Raw genomic sequence first — 18,230 nt, forward strand, 5'->3', positions numbered from 1 at the left:
GGTCCTCAGAGGCGCGGCGCCCCCGTCACCGACATCACCAGTGAGTACAGGGACGTGGTGGCCGTGATGAACAGGCGGTTGTTCTTGGGGCCGCCGAAGGCGATGTTGGAGACGGGCTCGGGCACGCGCAGACGGCCGATGAGCGTGCCGTCGGGGTCGTAGCAGTGGACACCGTCGTGCAGGGCGGCGGCCCACAGGCGCCCCTCGTCGTCGAAGCGGATGTTGTCGAAGTGCACGTCCCCCCGGGCCTCGGCGAAGACCTTCCCGTCGGACAGCGTGCCGTCCTCCCGGATGTCGAACGCGTGGATCCGGGCGGCCCGCGAGTCGGAGACGAACAGCCGCCGCTCGTCGGGGGACAGAATCACGCCGTTGGGACCGTCGAAGCCGTCGGCGGCGAGCCGCACCTGCCCGGACACCGGGTCGATCCGGTACACGTTGCACGCGCCGATCTCGGACTCGGCGCGATGCCCCTCGTAGTCGCTGGTGATGCCGAAGTCCGGGTCGGAGAACCAGACGGTGCCGTCGGAGCGGACGACGGAGTCGTTCGGACTGTTGAGCCGCTTGCCGTCGAAGTGCTCGGCGAGGACGGTCACCGTCCCGTCGGGTTCGGTGCGGGTGACGCGCCGGTTGCCCTGCTCGCAGGTGACCAGGCGGCCCCGCCGGTCGAGGGTGTTGCCGTTGCTGTGGCCCGCCGGGGTACGGAAGACGCCGACCGAGCCGGTGGCCTCGTCCCAGCGCAGGATGCGGTCGTTGGGGATGTCGCTCCAGAGCAGCTGACGCCAGGCGGGGAGGTACAGCGGGCCCTCGGCCCAGCGGCAGCCGTCGTACAGGACTTCCAGCCTGTTGTCTCCGTTCGCACAGCGTCCGGTGCGGAAGCGGTCGTCCAGGATCTCGTACGGGCCGTCGGTGGACATGGTGTCCTCTCAGCGCGGTGATCAGTACCTCGTTCAACGTAGCATGCAGATCGCCGAACCATATATGGTCTGGTGATGAAGTCAGTGGATGAGATCGACCGGCGACTGATCGCGTTGCTCCAGCAGGACGCGACCCGGCCGTACGCCGAACTGGGCCGGGAGGTGGGTCTCTCGGCGGGCGCCGCTCACGAGCGCGTCCGCAAACTGCGCGAACAGCGCGTCATCCGGTCGACCACGGTCGACGTCGACCCCGAGGCACTCGACCGCGGTGTCCTCGCCTTCGTGCTGGTCGACTCGACGGCGTGGATGGGCGACCGGGCCGAGGACTTCGCCGCCGTGCCGGAGATCCAGGAGGCGCACGTCATCGCGGGCAGCGCGGCCGTCCTGTTGAAGGTGCGCACGGCCACCACCGAGCGGCTCCAGGACGTGCTGCGCCGCCTCTACGCGATCGACGGGGTGAGCGGGACCCAGGCGACGGTGGTCCTGGAGACCTTCTTCGAACGGCCGTTGGACGCCGGCTAGCGACGTGGCGGGTGGCGCTCGGGCCGACTACTGCGCACTGGCGGCCGGGCGCACCACGATCTCGTTCACGTCCACCTCGGCGGGCCGGGAGACCGCGAAGGCGATGGCGTCGGCGATCGCGGAAGCCGGAACGGCCACCGAGCGGTAGGTCTTCATGTCCTCGCGCGCACGCGGGTCGGAGATGGAGTCGGCCAGCTCCGACTCGGTGACGCCCGGGGAGACCACACTGACCCGGATGTCCCCGGCCGACTCCTGGCGCAGCCCTTCGGACAGGGCGCGCACGGCGAACTTGGTCGCACAGTAGACGGCGGCGGTCGGCACCACCTCGTACGCGCCGACCGACGCGATGTTCACGACGTGCCCGCCGCCCTGTGCCCGCATGACCGGCAGGGCGGCCGCGATGCCGTGCAGCACCCCGCGGACGTTCACGTCGAGCATCCGGTCCCACTCGGCCACCTTCAGTTCCGAGAGCGGCGAGAGCGGCATCACGCCCGCGTTGTTGACCATCACGTCCAGCCGCCCCCAGCGCTCGACCGCGGCCGACACGAAGGCCCGTACGTCGGCGGCGTCGGTGACGTCGAGCCGCCGGAAGCCCGCGGTGCCGCCGTCCGCGGCGATCCGCGCGGCCAGCTTCTCCAGGCGCTCGGTGCGGCGCGCGCCCAGGAACACCCGGTGGCCGTCGGCGGCCAGGCGCAGGGCCGTCGCCTCACCGATCCCGCTGCTCGCGCCGGTCACCAGGACGACCTTGGAGGTCTGCGTCATGACGATGTCCTTCCGATGGATGGTCCCGCATCTGACGCACCGAGTCTGTACGCGGCGTCGGGGACGGACCAGGACGGTTCGTGCCCGGGTGCGGCACACCCCGGCAACGCGGGACCAGGACGCTCGGACGCGGCCGTTCCGCCCGGCCGGCGGCGGCATGCCCGGCGTGCCCGGCATGCCCGGCGCCCGGGAAGGCCGGGCCGGTGGCTAACCGGCGCTCGCGGCGCCCCGGGCGGACAGCGCGCGGAGCACGTCGAAGCACTCGGCGAGCAGGGGCCGCAGCGGTCGCTCCCGGCCCCCGTCGATCCAGCGCCGGAAGGCGACCTTGAGCACGGCGATCGCCGACTCGGCGGTCAGCTCCGCCGCCGGTTCGGCCACGCCGCGCCCGCGCAGCGCGTCGGCGAGCGCGCCGGACAGGGACGCGAGCTTGATCAGCTCCCTCTCCCGCAGCTCCGCGTTGGCGTCGATGACGCCCTGCCGCAGGCCGACCAGGTCACCGCGCTCCTCGAAGACGCCCGCCGCGGCGTCGAGTGCGGCGGCCACCGCCTCCATCGGACTCGCCGCCGGGGGTGCCGCCGCGACGGCGCCCACGCACAGCTCCTCCAGCCTGCCGGACCCGGCGAAGAGGACCTCCCGCTTGTCGGCGAAGTGCCGGAAGAACGTCCGCTCCGTCAGTCCCGCACGCTTGGTGATCTCGGCCACCGGGGTCTGCTCGTAGCCGCGCTCCACGTACAGCTCCAACGCCGCCTGCTCCAGGCGGCCGCGCGCGTTCGGCTCCCATCGACCCATGCCGCGGAGTCTACGTGAGGGCAGGCACTGTCATGCGGGGCGCGGCGCCGTGGGGCGCAGGCCGTCCAGGACGAGGTCGAGAAGGCGTTCGGCCTGCTCGCGCTGGTCGGGGCGGGCCGAGGTGAGGGCGATGCCCGCGAGGGCGGCGAACATGTCGGTCGACCTGATGTCGGAGCGGATCTCACCGGCCGCCGCGGCGGCGGCCATGAGGGCGGTCAGGGCGGACTGGATCAGCTCCCGGCTGTCGCCGTAGGGATCGCCGCCCGAGGCGACGACGGCCCGCAGGGCGTCGGCCATCCCGAACTTCGCGGTGGCGTAGTCGATGAAGCGGCGGGTCCACGCGCGCAGCGCCTCGGCCGGGGACAGCTCCGCCAGCAGGCCGGGCACGGAGTCGCACAGCCGCGCCACCTCGTTGCGGTACGCCGCCTCGATCAGGGCCTCGCGGGTGGGGAAGTTCCGGTAGAGGGTGCCGCTGCCGACGCCCGCTTCCCTGGCGATGCGCTCGAGGTGCGCGTCCAGCCCCTCCTCGCTGAACACCCGCACGGCGGCGGCCAGGATCTTGTCCCGGTTGCGCCGTGCGTCGGCCCTCAGCGGCCGTTTCGTGGCGTCGGACATAGGCGGCCCTCTCCTCGTCGGCGGTTGCTAAGTGGAGGCGCCCCCGCTTACTGTGACGGAAGTGGCGGCGCCTCCACTTTCACTCTAGGGCACGACGCAGCTCTGCCCATGTCCCCGTCCGGAAGGACTGCCCAACATGTCGGGAATCGAAGGCAAGGTCGTGGCGATCACCGGTGCCAGTGGCGGCATCGGCGAGGCGAGCGCCCTCCTGCTCGCCGAGCGCGGAGCCAAGGTCGTGCTCGGGGCACGCCGTCCGGAGCGTCTCGAGGACCTGGCCCTGCGCATCGCCAAGAACGGAGGTGAGGCAGCCTGGGTCCGTACGGACGTGACCCGCCGCGCGGACCTCGCCGCACTCGTCGCCCTGGCCCGCGAACGCTTCGGCCGGCTCGACGTCCTCGTCGGCAACGCCGGCGTCGGCCTGATCTCCCCCCTGGACGAACTCCGCGTCGCGGACTGGGAGCGGATGATCGACGTCAACCTGAAGGGCGTCCTCTACGGCATCGCCGAGGCCCTGCCCGTCTTCCGGGAGCAGGGCTCCGGCCACTTCGTCAACATCGTCTCCACCGCCGGACTGCGCATCAGCCCGCTCATGTCGGTCTACGCCGGGACGAAGAACGCGGTGCGCACCGTGTCGGAGGGGCTGCGCCAGGAGGCCGGTGACAGCCTGCGGGTCACCGTGGTCTCACCGGGATTCGTCCACACGGACTTCGCGGACGGCATCCCGGACGCCGGGGCCAGGGGCCAGACCCTCGAGACCAGGGACCGGATCGCCATCCCGCCGCAGGCCGTGGCCCGCGCGGTCGCCTTCGCCGTCGAGCAGCCCGACGGCGTCGACGTGGGCGACATCGTGGTCCGTCCCACCGCCCAGGACTAGCTTGTCGTCACTGGACTGCCTCCCGGTCGTCGAGCGGGTCCGTGGGACCCGTGCCGGGATGGCGCGGCGGCGGTGGACCAGAGGGGGGGGGCGGACCAGCTGTCCGACCGGTGCGCTCCAGACGTGCACCAGCCGGGTGAACAGCCGGGCGGCCGGTCCGGCAGGGGCCGTTCGGCCCTGCTTCGCCCCCCCATGGGCGCTCAGCCCGCGCCGGTCCCCTGGTCACCGTCGAGGACCGCGACGGCCAGCGGTCGCTCGCCCACCGGGAGCCGGGTCACCCGGCCGGTCGCGACGTCGACGACACTCAGGCCGTTCCAGTAGCCGTCGCGGGTGAAGCCGCCCGAGACGTAGGCGGTGCGGCCGTCGGCCGAGAGGGCCACGGTCTCGTGCGGGCCGTCCAGCGGGACGACCCGTTCGTCGCCGTCGGGCGTGCGGACGGTCAGCGACGGTCCGTCGTCCTCAAACGCGTCGATCGGGCCGGTGCCCACCGCGTAGAGCGTGCCGTCGGCGCCTGCCGTGACGCCGTGCTGGTGGGTATTGGCGGTCATGTCCTCGATCCGGACCCGCCCGGTGCCGGGGTCGACCACGGCCAGGCGCTCGCCCTCGAAGGGCAGCAGAAGGGCCCCGTCCCAGGGGCGTACGGCGGTGTAGTGCGGCTTGAGCCAGGAGCCGAGGCCGCCCTCGGTGCCGTACGGGGCGACCTCGATGCGGCGCGCCGTCCAGTCGCGGGTGTCGACGACGCTCACGTCGAACGAGTCGTGGTTGGTCGCGTAGACCTGCCGGCCGTCGCGCGAGACGTCGACGTCGAAGGGACGGCGACCGACCGGGACCACCCGGGTCACCTCCCGCCGTACCGTGTCGACGACCTCCAGGGTGCCCTCGCCGCCGGGGACGTTGACCCCGACGTAGACACGGCTGCCGTCGGGGGACAGGGCGATGCCCATGCCGCCGCCCCGGTACTCGCCGGTCGTCACCGGGCCCGTGTCCGTCCGGTAGGGGACGAGGGCGGTGCGCTCGCGCGTACGGGTGTCCACGGCGGCCACGCCCTCCGCGGTCGCCACCCACGCCGTGCCGTCCTCGCCCAGCGCGATCCCGTACGGCGCCGTCCCGACCCGTACCGAGCCGAGGTCGGCGGCCTCGCCCCGCCCGGCGGGGTCGACGAAGGTGACGGTGTCGGAGCCGAAGTCCGTGACCAGCAGGGTGCCTCGGGGCGTGCGTGCCGAGGTGCCGCCCGAGTCGGGTGTGCGCTGGGCCGTGGTGCCGGGCGGTGCGGACACCGGGGACGCGGCTTCGTCGTCGCCCGCCTCCGACGCGCAGCCGCCCAGCGTCGCGGTGACGGCGGCCAGTGCCGCGAGACAACCCGCGAGGGAGCGCCGGTTCACCGTCGGCCACCCTCCGCGCGAGGGCCGCCGCCGCCCCGCGACTCGGCCCGCCGCAGCAGGTCCGCGATGGCCTCGAAGCCCCTGCGTTCGGCGTGGGCACGGGCCGTGACACCGTCGCCGTCCGGCAGCGAGGGGTCGGCGCCCGCGGCGAGCAGGGCCGCCACGACGTCCCGGTGCGTGCGGTCGCCGTCGCCGAGGACGACGGCTTCGAGGAGCGCCGTCCAGCCGAGCCGGTTGACGTGGTCGACGTCGGTGTCCGTCTCGGCGAGCACCGCCCGTACGTAGGCCACGTGGCCGCGTTCGCTCGCCGGGATGACCGAGACGCCGCCGAAGCGGTTGGTCAGCGTGACGTCCGGGCCTGCGGGCAGCAGCGCCCGCATCATCGCGACGCTGCCCGTGACCCCGGTGACCAGCCAGGCGCTGTCGTCCCGCGCGTCCTGCGCGTTGACGTCCGCGCCGGCCGCGACCAGGACCTCGGCGACGGCGACCCGGTCGGCCAGGGCCGCCAGGAGCAGTGGTGTGCGGCCCTGCTCGTCGCGCAGTTCCCGGTCGGCGCCGGCCCGCAGCGCGGCCCGGGCGGCATCGGCGTCGCCGCGGCGGACGGCCTCCGACAGGGCGAGGTCGGCGGGGGTGGGTGGCTTGGCGGTCATGGTGGGACGGCTCCACGGTGTCGGGGACGTGCTCCTCCAGCCTGGAGCCGCGGGGCGTCGGCGGGCGTCGACGCACCGGCTCCTCCCCGCCCGCCGGACGGACGACCACCTTGTCGTCCGATCGGACGACCCGCCGGACGGCTCCCGGGCCCCTTCGAGGGCTGGGGCCCGGACATGCCGGTCAGCCGACCGGAAACGGGAGCCGCGCCGCCAACTCGCCCAGCGCGGCCGTCTCCGCCGGGGTCGGCGTCCGGCGCCCGGTGCCGATCAGCAGCGCGTCCCGGTCGGTGAACGCGGTGGGGAACGCCGTACCGACGACCCCTTCCAGCAGCTCCCGCGAGCGCCTGAGCCCCGCCGCGGGCGGCGCTGCCGCCTTGGGGAGGTGTGCGATCAGGTCGAGGTGGTGCAGGGACCACTCCAGCACGTAGGCGGAGAGGTAGTCGCCCGCCGTGAGTACCTGGCCCTGCGTACCGACCCGGCCCGCGGGGTCCGCGAGCGCGGCGGCGCGCCCGGCGGCGGAACCGACGTCGTCCAGGTGGAACTTGAGCAGCTCCGGCTGCTCGTAGGCGGCGGCCAGGCGGACGATCAGCGCGTCGAGCGGGTCGTCCCCGGTCGGGGGCTCGACGACCTGCCAGTAGGTCACCGCGTCCCGGGTCGGCTCCTCGGTGGTCGGGGTGGCCAGGGTGATCAGGACGTCCTGGGCGTCGACGACCAGGTGGCACACCAGGTCCCGGACGAGCCAGCCGGTGCACCCGGACGGCCGGGCGAAGTCCTCGTCGGGGAGGTCGGCGACCGCGGCGAGCAGGGCCGACCAGGAGCGGGGGAAGAGATCCACGCCCGCCAGCCAACACCACCGCCCGCCCGGTCGCGACCCAATTCGCGCGAGGGGCCCGTCATTGACACGAGGGGACCCGTCGGTCGGGCTCAGCCGTCGGCGGTCGCGATCTCCTCGGGCGGGTCGGTCAACTGCTCGCGCACGTAATTCCACACCACCGCGATCAGCGCGGCTAGGGGTACGGCGAGGAGGCTGCCCACGATCCCGGACAGACTGCCGCCCAGCGTCACCGCCAGCAGGATCACCGCCGCGTGCAGACCGAGGCCCCGGCTCTGGAGGATGGGCTGGAAGACGTTGCCCTCCAACTGCTGCACCACCACGATGATCGCGAGAACGATGAGCGCGTCCGTCAGGCCGTTCGACACCAGGGCGATCAACACCGCCACGAAGCCCGCGAACAGCGCACCCACGATGGGCACGAACGCCGACACGAAGGTCAGCACCGCCAGCGGCAGCACCAGCGGTACGTCCAGGATCCACAGGCCGAGGCCGATGAACACGGCGTCGAGCAGCCCCACCAGGGCCTGCGACCGGACGAAGGAGCCCAGGGTCTCCCAGCCCCGCAGGGCGACGACCGGGACGTCGGTGGCCAGCCGGCCGGGCAACTGGCGGGCCAGCCAGGGGAGGAACCGCGGGCCGTCCTTGAGGAAGAAGAACATCAGGAACACGCCTAGGACCGCGGTGATCAGGCCGTTGACCACCGCGCCCACCCCCGTCGCCACCGCGGTGGTGATGCTGCCGACGCTGTCCTGGATGCGTGCCACCGCCGAATCCATCGCACCGGTGATCTCGTCGTCACCGATGTTCAGCGGCGGCCCCGCGGCCCACTCGCGCAGCCGCTGGATGCCCTCGACCACGCCGTCGGTCAACTCGTCGGTCTGGGAGGACATCGGCACGGCGATCAGTGCCACGATGCCCAGGACGACCAGCAGGAAGGCCACCGTCACCACCGCGGCGGCCAGTGCCGGACGCCACCCGTGCCGCCGCAGGAAGCGGGCCGGGGGCCACGTCAACGTGGTCAGCAGCAGACCGACCAGTAGCGGCCACACCACCGACCACATACGGCCGAGGACCCACAGGGTCACTGCGAGCATGACAAGTATCAGCAGCAGCTCGCCCGAGACGCGCGCGCTGGTGCGCAGCGCGGCCCGGGTCCTCGCCGCGCTCAATCCGGCAGACATGTGATCACCCTAAGGGCACGCCCGTACGATGGACCCGCCAGTCCAATATTCCGGAGGTGTGCGGCGTGCGCGGTGAGTTGACGGTCAAGGGCAGGGCGACACGGCGCCGCATCGTCGAAGGTGCCGCGGCGGTGCTGCGGGAGAGGGGCGTCGCCTCGACGACCCTGGACGACATCATGGCGCGGACCGCCACCAGCAAGAGCCAGTTGTTCCACTACTTCCCCGCGGGCAAGGACGAACTGCTCGTCGAGGTGGCCCGGTTCGAGGCGGACCAGGTGCTGGAGGACCAGCAGCCCCAGCTCGGCCGCCTCGACTCGTGGGAGGCCTGGCAGGAATGGCGGGACGTCGTGATCGAGCGCTACGAGACGCAGGGCGACCAGTGCCCGCTCGGGTCGCTGTTCCTGCAGATCGGCCGCTCCACCCCGGGCACGCGGGCCATCGTGGTCGAGCTGCTGCGCCAGTGGCAGGAGAGCCTCGCGGCGGGCATCAGGTCGCTCCAGGCGTCCGGCAGGCTCCCCGCCGATCTCGACGTGGAGACCAGGGCGGCCGCGTTGCTGACGGCCATTCAGGGCGGCGTGTCCATCCTGCTCTCGACCGGGCGGTCGACCCATCTGCGGGCCGCCCTCGACCAGGGGATCGCGGACCTCCGGCACGCCGGCGCCACCGCGCGGTGACGCGACACCGGCCGTGTGTCAGGCGGCGATCACGGCCACCGCGGTGCGCCCGCCGTCGACGTCGAGCACGGTGCCGTGCACGAACGAGGACTCGTCGCCGGCCAGGTAGACGGCCGCGCTCGCGATCGCCTCGGGCGTGCCCATCCGTCCCGCCGGCGTGCCCTTCATCATGACCTCGGCGGGATGGACCTCACCGGGCGGGGGAGTCTGCACCACCCCCGGCGAGATGGCGTTCACCCGTACGCCGCGCGCCCCGAACTCCGCCGCCCACGCCCGCGTCAGGGTCTCCACGGCACCCTTGGTGGAGCTGTAGAGGGCGCCGACCGGGACGCCCAGGCGCGCGATCCAGGAGCCCAGGTTGATGATCGCCCCGCCCCCGGCCTCCGCCATGGCGGGTGCCAGGGCCGCGGTGAGGAAGAACGGGGCCTTGACGTTCACGGAGTAGACCCGGTCGAAGGTCTCCTCGTCGGTGTCGGTCGTGGTGCCGGGCGGATAGATCCCGGCGTTGTTGACCAGCACGTCCACGCGTCCGCCCAGCACGCGGGCCGCCTCGCTGGCCAGCGCCCGTGAGGCGGCCGCGCTGCCGTCCAGGTCGGCGTGGACGAAGTCGGCCCGGCCGCCGGCGGCGCGGATGCCGTCGACGACCTCCTTGCCCCGCACGGCGCTGCGCCCAGAGACGACCACGTGGGCCCCCTCGGCCGCGAAAGCCTCCGCGATGGCCCGTCCGATGTTGCTGGTAGCCCCGGTCACCAGCGCGGTCCTGTCCGCAAGCCGCATCGACATGTCCTGCTCCTTGCCTGCCGTCTCGTCCGTGTGCTTCTCCGGCGCCCCGGCCGGTCGGCGGCCGGGGCGCGGATGCCACTGTGCGGCGAACAAAATGGACTGGCAAGTCCAGAAAATGGGGTGGCGGTCAGCCCGTCCGATGCCGGTTGCGGTAGGTGCGCGGAGAGGTGCCGGTGACCCGTTTGAAGGCGGAGCTGAGCGCGCTCTCCGAGCCGTACCCGACGGCTGTGGCGATCGTGGCGAGGGTGTCCGTCCCCCGGCGCAGGCGCTCGGAGGCCAGTTCGATGCGCCAGTGCATGAGGTAGTCCAGCGGTCCCTGGCCGACGGCGCCCTTGAACCGAGCCGCGAGGGTCGAGCGGGAGACGGCGCAGACCTGTGCCAGCTCGGCCACCGTCCAGGGGTGTTCGGGAGCGGTGTGCATCGAGGTCAGGGCGGTTGCCACGACGGGGTCGGCGAGGCCGCTCGTCCACCCCGACCCGGTGCGTGGCTCCCGGGCGAAGTGCAGGCGCAGGACGTGGACCAGCATGACGACCGCGAGGTGCCGCGCCACCAGCGACGATCCCATGGGGCGCCGCCGCAGCTCCTGGTCGATCTGGTCGAGAGCCCACCGCAGGGCGTCGGCCTCGCCGGAGCCCGCCGGTACGTGGACGACCGGGGGGAGGGAGTCCAGCAGCAGGGCGCGGGCCCGTTCGCCGAACGAGAAGCGCCCCCCGACGAGGAGGACCTCCTCGCCCACTCCGGTGCGCGCCACCCCGTTCTCGGCGCCCGCGAAGACCGTGCCGGCGTCCACCGGAACGGCGTCGGCGTCGCTGGACAGCGTGAACTCCAGCGGCCGGGTGAGCAGGTAGCAGTCGCCCTCGGCCAGCCGTACCGGCTCGCCGCCTCCTGCCACGGTGAGCCGGCAGCCGCCGCGCCGGACGGCGTTGAACTTCACGCCGTCCGGAGCCTCGAAGCGCACCGCCCACGAGCCACCGGCCACGAGGCCGGCGGACAGATGGCTCCTGGTGTCGAGGAGGGAGAGCACGTCCTCGAGCGGATCCATCGTGATTCCTTTCCCGAGCCGTTCCGAAAATCTGGAGTGTGGAGCAAGTTTCCCGGACGTTTCAGCATAGGCAGTCCGGAATCCGCTTCGTACCTTGGTGGGGTGAGCACCGTACGCAACAGGAAAGCCGCGATCGTGAACGACACCCCGAGCCCCACCCCCCGCCTCACCACCCCCTTCCACTCGCACGCCACCGCCACCGAGGTGATCGACGGCGTGGACCTCGGCGGTCGGCGGATGATCGTCACCGGCGGCGCCTCCGGCATCGGCGTCGAAACCGCCCGCGCCCTGGCCGCCGCCGGCGCCGAGGTCACCGTCGCCGTCCGGAACCCGGCCGCGGCGGAGCCGCTCGTCCGCGAGGTCGCCGCCGCGCCGGGCCCGGGCTCGGTACGGGCGGCGGCGATCGACCTCGCCGACCTCTCCTCGGTGGCCGCCTTCGTCCGGGGATGGCAGGGGCCGCTCGACGTCCTCGTGGCCAACGCCGGCGTGATGGCGCTGCCCGAGCGCCGGATCACCGCCGAGGGCTGGGAACTCCAGCTGGCCACCAACCACCTGGGCCACTTCGCCCTCGCCCTCGGACTCCACGGGCGGCTGCGGGCGGCCGGTTCCGCCCGCGTCGTGGTGGTCAGCTCGGGCGCGCACCGCGGCGCGGCGTTCGACTTCGACGACCCGCACTTCGCGCGCCGCCCCTACGACCGCTGGGCCGCCTACGCCCAGTCCAAGACCGCCGACGTGCTGTTCGCCGTGGGCGCCCGCCGCTGGCTCGCCGACGGCATCACCGCCAACGCCCTCAACCCGGGCTGGATCAGCACCAACCTCCAGCGGCACGTCGACGACGCGACGATGCGGGCCCTGGGGGCGATGGACGACGACGGGAACATCATCGAGCAGCCCTACTACAAGACGCCCCTCCAGGGCGCCGCGACCTCCGTGCTGCTGGCCGCGTCCCCGCTGGTGGACGGCGTCACGGGGCGCTACTTCGAGGACAACCGGGAGGCGCGGACGGTCGCCGACGGGGACGGGGAACAGGCCGGCGGCGTAGCTCCCCACGCGCTCGACCCGCGGGCCGCGGACCGTCTGTGGGAGTACGCCGCCGGGACCGTCGGCCGGTGATCCGCCCCCGGTGTCAGCTCTCCGGGACCTTGACCCAGTCGAGCGTGCGCTCCACCGCCATCTTCCAGCCCGCGTATCCCTGCGCGCGCCGCTCCTCGGACCACTGGGGCTCCCAGCGCCTGGACTCGCTCCAGTGGGTGCGCAGTTCGTCGGTGTCCCGCCAGAAGCCGGTCGCCAGTCCCGCCGCGTAGGCCGCGCCGAGGGCGGTGGTCTCGGCGACGACCGGGCGGCTGACGGGGACGCCGAGGATGTCCGCCTGGATCTGCATGCACAGGTCGTTGGCGGTCACCCCGCCGTCCACCCTGAGCACGTCCAGGTGGACCGAGGAATCCTGCTCCATGGCCTCGACGACGTCGCGGCTCTGGTAGCAGATGGCCTCCAGCGTCGCCCGGGCCAGGTGTGCGTTGTCGTTGTACCGGGCGAGGCCGACGATGGCGCCCCGCGCGTCGGAGCGCCAGTACGGGGCGAACAGGCCGGAGAAGGCGGGGACGAAGTACATCCCGCCGTTGTCCTCGACCGTGCGGGCGAGTTCCTCGCTCTCGGCCGCGGTCTTGATGATCTTCATCTGGTCGCGCAGCCACTGCACCGCGGACCCGGTCACCGCGATGGAGCCCTCCAGCGCGTAGACCGGTGGGTTGTCGCCGAACTGGTAGGCCACGGTGGTCAGCAGCCCGTGCTGGGAGCGGACCAGTTCCGTGCCGGTGTTGAGGACCAGGAAGTTGCCGGTGCCGTAGGTGTTCTTGGCCTCGCCGGGCGAGAAGCAGACCTGTCCGACGGTCGCCGCGTGCTGGTCGCCCAGCACCCCCGTGATGGGTACGGCGGCGCGCAGCGGCCGGGAGGTCCGGGTCGTGCCGTACGCCTCGGGGTGCGAGGAGGGGTTGATGGTGGGCAGCATGCCGCGGGGGATGCCGAAGAAGCCCAGCAGTTCGTCGTCCCAGTCGAGCGTCTCCAGGTCCATCAGCATGGTGCGGCTGGCGTTGGTCACGTCGGTGGCGTGGATCCCGCCGTCGGGGCCGCCGGTGAGGTTCCACAGGACCCAGGAGTCGGTGTTGCCGAACACCGCGTGCCCCTGCTCCGCGGCCTCGCGGACGCCGTCGACGTTCTCCAGGATCCACTGGATCTTCCCGCCGGAGAAGTATGTGGCGGGCGGCAGCCCGGCCTTGCGGCGGATGACGTCGCCCCGGCCCGACCGCTCCAGGTTCGCCGCGATGGCGTCGGTGCGGGTGTCCTGCCACACGATGGCGTTGTAGTAGGGGCGGCCGGTGCGCGGATCCCAGACCACCGTGGTCTCCCGCTGGTTGGTGATGCCGATGGCCGCCAGGTCCGTCCCCGACAGGCCGCCGTTGCGCAGCGCGTTCTGCATCACCGAGTTGGTGCGCTCCCAGATCTCCACCGGGTCGTGTTCGACCCACCCGGAGCGCGGCAGGATCTGCTCGTGCTCCAGCTGGTGCTTCGCGACCTCGTTGCCGCCGTGGTCGAAGATCATGAACCGGGTGCTGGTGGTTCCCTGGTCCACCGCACCGATGAAGTCCGCCATGGAAGCTCACATTCCGCCGGCGTGACCGGCCGTCGACTGTTCGAGCACCCCCTCGGACAGATTAAGGTGACTCCCGGCAGACCGCACATAAAGGACATGTGCCTCTCGCGTCTCCGGGCGGGTGCCCTTGCGGGCCGGGAAGCGTGCGTGCAGGGCGGGGGTGCGCAGGATCAGCCGGACCACCCGCAGTGCTCTGTCGGAGTGATCCGCACAGGCCGCGAGGGGGCGCTCGCCGGGCGGGGCGGACACGTGATCCTCGCCGTGTGTGATGTTCGGCCGCGTACCGCGGCCCCTCGCCCCGTCCGCCGACCGGGGAGCCCCGGCGCAGCTGTACGTGGCGACCGACCCCGGCGTGCGCGGCGGCGAGTTCTTCGGCCCGGACGGCCCGGATGGCCCGGACGAGCTGCGGGGCGGGCCGAAGTGGTTCGGCTGTCACCGGCGGCGGCCGATGCCGCCACCGGCCGCAGCCTGCGGGAGGGGTCGGAGCGGCTGACCGGCGTGGGGTTCCCGCCGGGACCGCCGACCGACTGAGACCGTGCGACGGAGCAGGTCAGGGAGCGATCGGCAGGCGCCGCTTGTGGTCGGTCTGCCGGTAGCGGGTGACGATCGTCTCGAACGCCTGCTCCTTCACCGGCTTCCCCTCCAGGAAGTCGTCGATCTCCTCGTAGGTGACTCCGAGGGCGTCCTCGTCGGCCTTGCCGGGGTCGAGGGTCTCCAGGTCGGCCGTCGGGACCTTCCGGACCAGCTCGGCGGGCGCGCCCAGCGCGTCCCCGACCGCGCGCACCCGGCGCTTGGTGAGGCCCGTCAGCGGTACGACGTCGGCGGCGCCGTCGCCGAACTTGGTGAAGAAGCCGGAGACCGCCTCGGCCGCGTGGTCGGTGCCGACCACCAGTCCGCCGTGCGCCCCGGCCACCGCGTACTGCGCGATCATGCGCTGCCGTGCCTTGATGTTGCCGTGCACGAAGTCCTGGTGGTGGGGGTCGCGGAAGGCCACGTCGGCGGCGAGCAGGGCGTCGAGCGCCGCGTCGCTCGCGGGCTTGATGTCCACGGTCAGCACCCGGTCCGGCTGGATGAAGGAGAGCGCCCGCTGGGCGTCGTCCTCGTCGGCCTGGACCCCGTGCGGCAGCCGCATCGCGTAGAAGAGCGCCTCGTGCCCCCCGGCGCGGGCCCGCTCCACGGCCAGCTGGCACAGCCTGCCCGCGGTGGTCGAGTCGACCCCGCCGCTGATCCCGAGCACGAGGGCGCGCAGACCCGTGGAGGTCAGCCGCTCGGCGAGGAAGGCCACCCGGCGCTCGATCTCCCGCTCGGCGTCGAAGGTCTCCGCGACCTCCAGTTCCCGGGCGATCTCCTTCTGCAGGGCGATGGACGCCGGCTCGCTCAATTCCGCTCCTTGTTCGACGGGCAGGGTGTTCCTCGATTCACCCTACCCAGAGGCGGCCGGGGCACCGGTCCACCCACCGGATCCGTGGAGCGGGAGGTGCGGGGCGGCCGTCAGGGACCGCCCCGCACGCCTGGGGGTCAGTCCAGCGGTTCGACCCGGATGTCGCGGAACCGGACCTTGTTCCCGTGGTCCTGGAGCCGGATCGCCCCGGCGGCCGGGGTCTCGGCCCGGCCCGCCGCGGTGGGTCCGTCGAGCGCGACGTCGTCGTGGACCGTCTGGCCGTTCCACACCACCGTCACCCGCGCGTCGGCGGTCTTGGCGCCGTTCTCGTCGAAGCGGGCGGCACGGAAGACGATGTCGTACGTCTGCCAGGTCTCCGGGGCCGTCGCCGCGTTGGTGTCGGGTGCCTTCTTCAGATAGATCGCCCCGGCCTCGTTGGTGTCCAGGGTGGTGTCACCGTAGGAGTCGAGGATCTGCAGCTCGTAGCGGTCCTGGAGGTAGATGCCGCTGTTGCCGCGGTCCTGGCCGGTCACGTCGTCCGGCAGCAGCGGCACCCGGAACTCCACATGGAGCTTGAAGTCCTGGTAGGCGTCCTTGGTGCGGATGTCGCCGCAGCACACCTCCATCGACCGCTCCTCGGCCAGCGGCCAGGCGACCTTCCTTCCGTCCGTGTGCTGCCACTGCTCCTGCGAGGCGGCGGTGCCGTCGAACAGGGCGACCCGGGCCCCGTGCGGGCGCACGGTGATCAGGTCGAGGTTGACGTGGCCGGTGTCGCCCGGGTCGTAGCGGTAGGAGACCGTGTTGTGTCCGGCGCGCAGCCGCACGCTCTCGGTGCGCGTGGACCAGGTGTCCCAGTCCCCGGTGGACGGGAGCTGTGTCTGGCGGACCTTCTTCCCGCCCGCGTACAGGGAGAGCGACTTGGTGCCCTCGAAGGGGTTCGGACCGTTGGAGTAGCGCAGGCCCACGTCGTAGGTGCCGGTCTTCGGGACGGTCACGTCGAACGTCGTGGTGACGTCGCCCTCGGTGGCGTAGCGGTCGACGAAGCCGCTGCCGGAATAGCCGACGTGGTCGGTGTTGATGCCCCCCTTCCCCGTCAGCCGCGCCTCCTCGGCCTCGTACAGGGTGGCCGCCGGCGGCTGCTTGCCGGGCATCTCGTTGAGGGTGTACCAGGCCTCGGTGCTCCAGAGCGTCTCGCCGGAGGCCGAGGTGAACGGGCGCGGGGAGCGCACGTGCACGACGCGGTCCGGCTTCAGGCCGTCCAGCCGCAGCCGCACGGTGCGGCCGTCGTCCGAGAGCGTCGCGGACCGCACGGCCAGCTCCTCCTCGGCGATCTTCGGGCCGCCGTAGTCGCCGGTCGGCGTGTAGCGCCACTGCTGGGCCTCGTAGCGGGACGCCAGCTCCGCGGCCGTCTCCTCGGACACCGGCTGGGTGTACGTCAGGTCGAAGCCGCCGGGCACCGCCCGCATCTTCTGGACGTCGAAGGTGTTGCCGCCGTTGGGCGTCAGCTTCTGCAGGCCGAACTTCAGCTTGCCCTCCTGCCCCCAGTTGCCGTCGGCGCCCAGGCCGCCGGTGTAGATCGCGCCGTCGGGGCCCATGGAGACCCGGTTGACGCCCGCCTCCAGGCCCTGGGTGTAGCGGAAGACGGCGCCCTGGTACTGGCCCTTCACCTTCTCCAGGTAGGCGCGCTGGAGGCCGCCGTAGGTGACGTCGCCGATCAGCATCTGGCCCGCGAACCTGCCCTTGGTGAGGTACAGCGGGGTGGAGGGCGAGTTGCCGATCTCGTTCTGCGGCAGCCACAGCACCGGCTCGGTGACGGGGGAGTCCTCGAAGGGCCCGGCCGGCTCGGTGTAGTGGTTGAAGAAGCGGTCCTGCTTGATCTGGACGAGCTTCGAGGCGGGCAGCCAGCCGCCCTGGTTGTCGGTGGCGAACAGACTGCCGCCCGGTCCCCAGCCGATGCCGTTGGGCGTGCGCAGCCCGCCCGCGATCGCGCTGATCTTCCCGGTCTTCTTGCTGATCTTGTAGGTCGTCCCGCGGTTGGGCGCGGGCTGCGGGTTGGTGGTAGCGCCGCCGAGGTCGATGGCGACGGAGAGGTTCACGTAGAAGTAGCCGTCCCGGTAGAGCAGGCCGAACGCGAACTCGTGGAAGTTGCCGCCGTAGGGCCAGGTGGCGACCGTGCGGTACTCGTCGGTCACGTCGTCGCCGTCGCTGTCGACCAGCCGGGTCAGCTCGTGCTTCTGCGAGACGTAGAGCGAACCGTCCACGTACTTGATGCCCATGGGCTCGCGCAGCCCGCTCGCCACCTTCTCGACGGTCACCTTGTCGCGGCTGGTCTCGCCGGTGACGTTGTCCAGGAGGTACACCTCTCCGGCAACGTTGTCGGTGCCGCCCCAGGTGCTGATGGCCAGGCGTCCGTCGGGCAGCCAGTCCATGCCGGTGACCTGCGGTTCGAAGCCCTCGGGGCGCAGGTCGGTGAGGTCGAGGTCGGGGCGCACGGAGGTGAGCGGCAGACCGTCGCCGGGGGTGTCGCGCCCGGCCTCGCACTCCTTGCGGCCCGGCGCCGTCACCCGGACGACCCCGGCGTCGGTGCTCAGCGCCTCGGTGGGTACGACGGTGAACCCGCTCTCGCCCGGCGGCATCCAGGACAGCTGGACCTGCTGGCCGCCGCCGCGGTCGAAGTGGTCGATGCGCAGCGGGTGCGCTCCCGCGGTGAGTTCGACCGTGCCGTCCTTGGGCTCCGCGCCGTGCAGCCCGTCGTGGTCGATCACCGTGGCGTCGTCGAGGGTCAGCCGGGAGCCGTCGTCGCTGACGAGCCGGAACACGTAGGTGCCGTCACGCGGCGCCACCAGGTAACCGGACGCCTGGGACACGAAGTTGTCGGCGATGCCGCCGAAGTCGGCGGTGGTGGACCAGTCGACCGTCGGCATCAGCTTGTCGTGGTTGGGGGTCTGGCCCGGCTTGAGGGTGCACAGCTCGTTCAGCGGCGTCTGGACGTCGAACACGCGCAGCGTGACGCCGGGTTCCTGCGGCGGGATGTCGGCTGGGGCCGCCGAGGACGCCGGGGCGGCCCAGGCGCCGCCGAGCGCGACGGCCGACGTCAGCAGGAGGATGAGGTGTCTTCGGGCACGTGAGAACAGCCGTGGGTGCATGGGTCCTCCGGGTGGTGGGGACCGGACCGT

The 18,230-nt window shown here is 72.5% G+C and carries 17 protein-coding genes; 4 read left to right on the plus strand and 13 right to left on the minus strand.

Annotated elements, in window-relative coordinates:
• Positions 1–5: 5 nt before the first annotated feature.
• Positions 6–914: an SMP-30/gluconolactonase/LRE family protein gene (locus tag ACFYZ3_RS11700; RefSeq protein WP_388515627.1), complete on the minus strand. Its 909-nt coding sequence runs from the start codon at positions 912–914 to the stop codon at positions 6–8.
• An 84-nt stretch (positions 915–998) separates the two neighbouring features.
• Here ACFYZ3_RS11700 and ACFYZ3_RS11705 point away from each other — a divergent pair, with 84 nt between their 5' ends.
• Positions 999–1,436: an Lrp/AsnC family transcriptional regulator gene (locus tag ACFYZ3_RS11705; RefSeq protein ID WP_388515983.1), complete on the plus strand. Its 438-nt coding sequence runs from the start codon at positions 999–1,001 to the stop codon at positions 1,434–1,436.
• A 27-nt stretch (positions 1,437–1,463) separates the two neighbouring features.
• Here the strand turns inward: ACFYZ3_RS11705 and ACFYZ3_RS11710 are convergent, their stop codons facing one another.
• The 3 genes from ACFYZ3_RS11710 to ACFYZ3_RS11720 all read right to left on the minus strand — a co-directional run bounded on the left by ACFYZ3_RS11710 (position 1,464) and on the right by ACFYZ3_RS11720 (position 3,602).
• On the minus strand, positions 1,464–2,198 hold the full coding sequence (locus ACFYZ3_RS11710) for an SDR family oxidoreductase (protein ID WP_388515629.1): 735 nt from the start codon (positions 2,196–2,198) through the stop codon (positions 1,464–1,466).
• A 207-nt stretch (positions 2,199–2,405) separates the two neighbouring features.
• Positions 2,406–2,987: a helix-turn-helix domain-containing protein gene (locus tag ACFYZ3_RS11715; protein ID WP_388515631.1), complete on the minus strand. Its 582-nt coding sequence runs from the start codon at positions 2,985–2,987 to the stop codon at positions 2,406–2,408.
• Positions 2,988–3,017: 30 nt separating this feature from the next.
• Positions 3,018–3,602 carry a TetR/AcrR family transcriptional regulator gene (locus ACFYZ3_RS11720; protein ID WP_388515633.1) on the minus strand — a complete coding sequence of 195 codons (585 nt, stop codon included), beginning with the start codon at positions 3,600–3,602 and terminating at the stop codon, positions 3,018–3,020.
• A 136-nt stretch (positions 3,603–3,738) separates the two neighbouring features.
• On the opposite strand from ACFYZ3_RS11720, the gene ACFYZ3_RS11725 reads away from it, so the two are divergent.
• Entirely contained in the window at positions 3,739–4,476 is a 738-nt protein-coding gene (locus tag ACFYZ3_RS11725) for an SDR family oxidoreductase (protein WP_388515635.1), read from the plus strand.
• A 200-nt stretch (positions 4,477–4,676) separates the two neighbouring features.
• On the opposite strand, the gene ACFYZ3_RS11730 is transcribed toward ACFYZ3_RS11725, so the two are convergent.
• The 4 genes from ACFYZ3_RS11730 to ACFYZ3_RS11745 form a co-directional block, all read right to left on the minus strand.
• Positions 4,677–5,858 (minus strand): YncE family protein, encoded by a 1,182-nt coding sequence (locus ACFYZ3_RS11730; protein WP_388515637.1) that lies wholly within the window; start codon positions 5,856–5,858, stop codon positions 4,677–4,679.
• Positions 5,855–6,508 (minus strand): ankyrin repeat domain-containing protein, encoded by a 654-nt coding sequence (locus tag ACFYZ3_RS11735; RefSeq protein ID WP_388515639.1) that lies wholly within the window; start codon positions 6,506–6,508, stop codon positions 5,855–5,857. The genes ACFYZ3_RS11730 and ACFYZ3_RS11735 overlap by 4 nt, the downstream gene beginning before the upstream one ends.
• 181 nt (positions 6,509–6,689) lie before the next feature.
• Complete coding sequence (locus ACFYZ3_RS11740; protein WP_388515641.1) at positions 6,690–7,343, minus strand: maleylpyruvate isomerase N-terminal domain-containing protein; 654 nt, start codon at positions 7,341–7,343, stop codon at positions 6,690–6,692.
• A gap of 89 nt (positions 7,344–7,432) precedes the next feature.
• Complete coding sequence (locus ACFYZ3_RS11745) at positions 7,433–8,524, minus strand: AI-2E family transporter (protein ID WP_388515643.1); 1,092 nt, start codon at positions 8,522–8,524, stop codon at positions 7,433–7,435.
• A 65-nt stretch (positions 8,525–8,589) separates the two neighbouring features.
• Here ACFYZ3_RS11745 and ACFYZ3_RS11750 point away from each other — a divergent pair, with 65 nt between their 5' ends.
• Positions 8,590–9,198 carry a TetR/AcrR family transcriptional regulator gene (locus tag ACFYZ3_RS11750; protein WP_388515645.1) on the plus strand — a complete coding sequence of 203 codons (609 nt, stop codon included), beginning with the start codon at positions 8,590–8,592 and terminating at the stop codon, positions 9,196–9,198.
• A gap of 18 nt (positions 9,199–9,216) precedes the next feature.
• Here ACFYZ3_RS11750 and ACFYZ3_RS11755 read toward each other — a convergent pair whose 3' ends face one another.
• Together ACFYZ3_RS11755 and ACFYZ3_RS11760 are read right to left on the minus strand one after the other, a co-directional pair.
• Positions 9,217–9,981, minus strand: coding sequence for an SDR family NAD(P)-dependent oxidoreductase (locus ACFYZ3_RS11755; protein ID WP_388515647.1), 765 nt, complete (start codon positions 9,979–9,981; stop codon positions 9,217–9,219).
• Between the two features lie 127 nt (positions 9,982–10,108).
• Positions 10,109–11,023: a cupin domain-containing protein gene (locus ACFYZ3_RS11760; protein WP_388515649.1), complete on the minus strand. Its 915-nt coding sequence runs from the start codon at positions 11,021–11,023 to the stop codon at positions 10,109–10,111.
• Between the two features lie 237 nt (positions 11,024–11,260).
• Here ACFYZ3_RS11760 and ACFYZ3_RS11765 point away from each other — a divergent pair, with 237 nt between their 5' ends.
• Complete coding sequence (locus tag ACFYZ3_RS11765) at positions 11,261–12,136, plus strand: SDR family NAD(P)-dependent oxidoreductase (RefSeq protein WP_388515985.1); 876 nt, start codon at positions 11,261–11,263, stop codon at positions 12,134–12,136.
• A gap of 13 nt (positions 12,137–12,149) precedes the next feature.
• On the opposite strand, the gene glpK is transcribed toward ACFYZ3_RS11765, so the two are convergent.
• The 3 genes from glpK to ACFYZ3_RS11780 all read right to left on the minus strand — a co-directional run bounded on the left by glpK (position 12,150) and on the right by ACFYZ3_RS11780 (position 18,200).
• Positions 12,150–13,673: a glycerol kinase GlpK gene (gene glpK / locus ACFYZ3_RS11770; RefSeq protein ID WP_388515651.1), complete on the minus strand. Its 1,524-nt coding sequence runs from the start codon at positions 13,671–13,673 to the stop codon at positions 12,150–12,152.
• 550 nt (positions 13,674–14,223) lie between these two features.
• Positions 14,224–15,054, minus strand: a complete 831-nt coding sequence (gene nadE / locus ACFYZ3_RS11775; protein ID WP_388515653.1) for an ammonia-dependent NAD(+) synthetase — start codon at positions 15,052–15,054, stop codon at positions 14,224–14,226.
• A 137-nt stretch (positions 15,055–15,191) separates the two neighbouring features.
• Positions 15,192–18,200, minus strand: a complete 3,009-nt coding sequence (locus ACFYZ3_RS11780) for a family 16 glycoside hydrolase (protein ID WP_388515655.1) — start codon at positions 18,198–18,200, stop codon at positions 15,192–15,194.
• Between the last annotated feature and the right edge of the window lie 30 nt (positions 18,201–18,230).

Origin of the sequence: Streptomyces sp. NPDC001599 (assembly GCF_042893535.1) — a bacterium.
Lineage (GTDB): Bacteria > Actinomycetota > Actinomycetes > Streptomycetales > Streptomycetaceae > Streptomyces.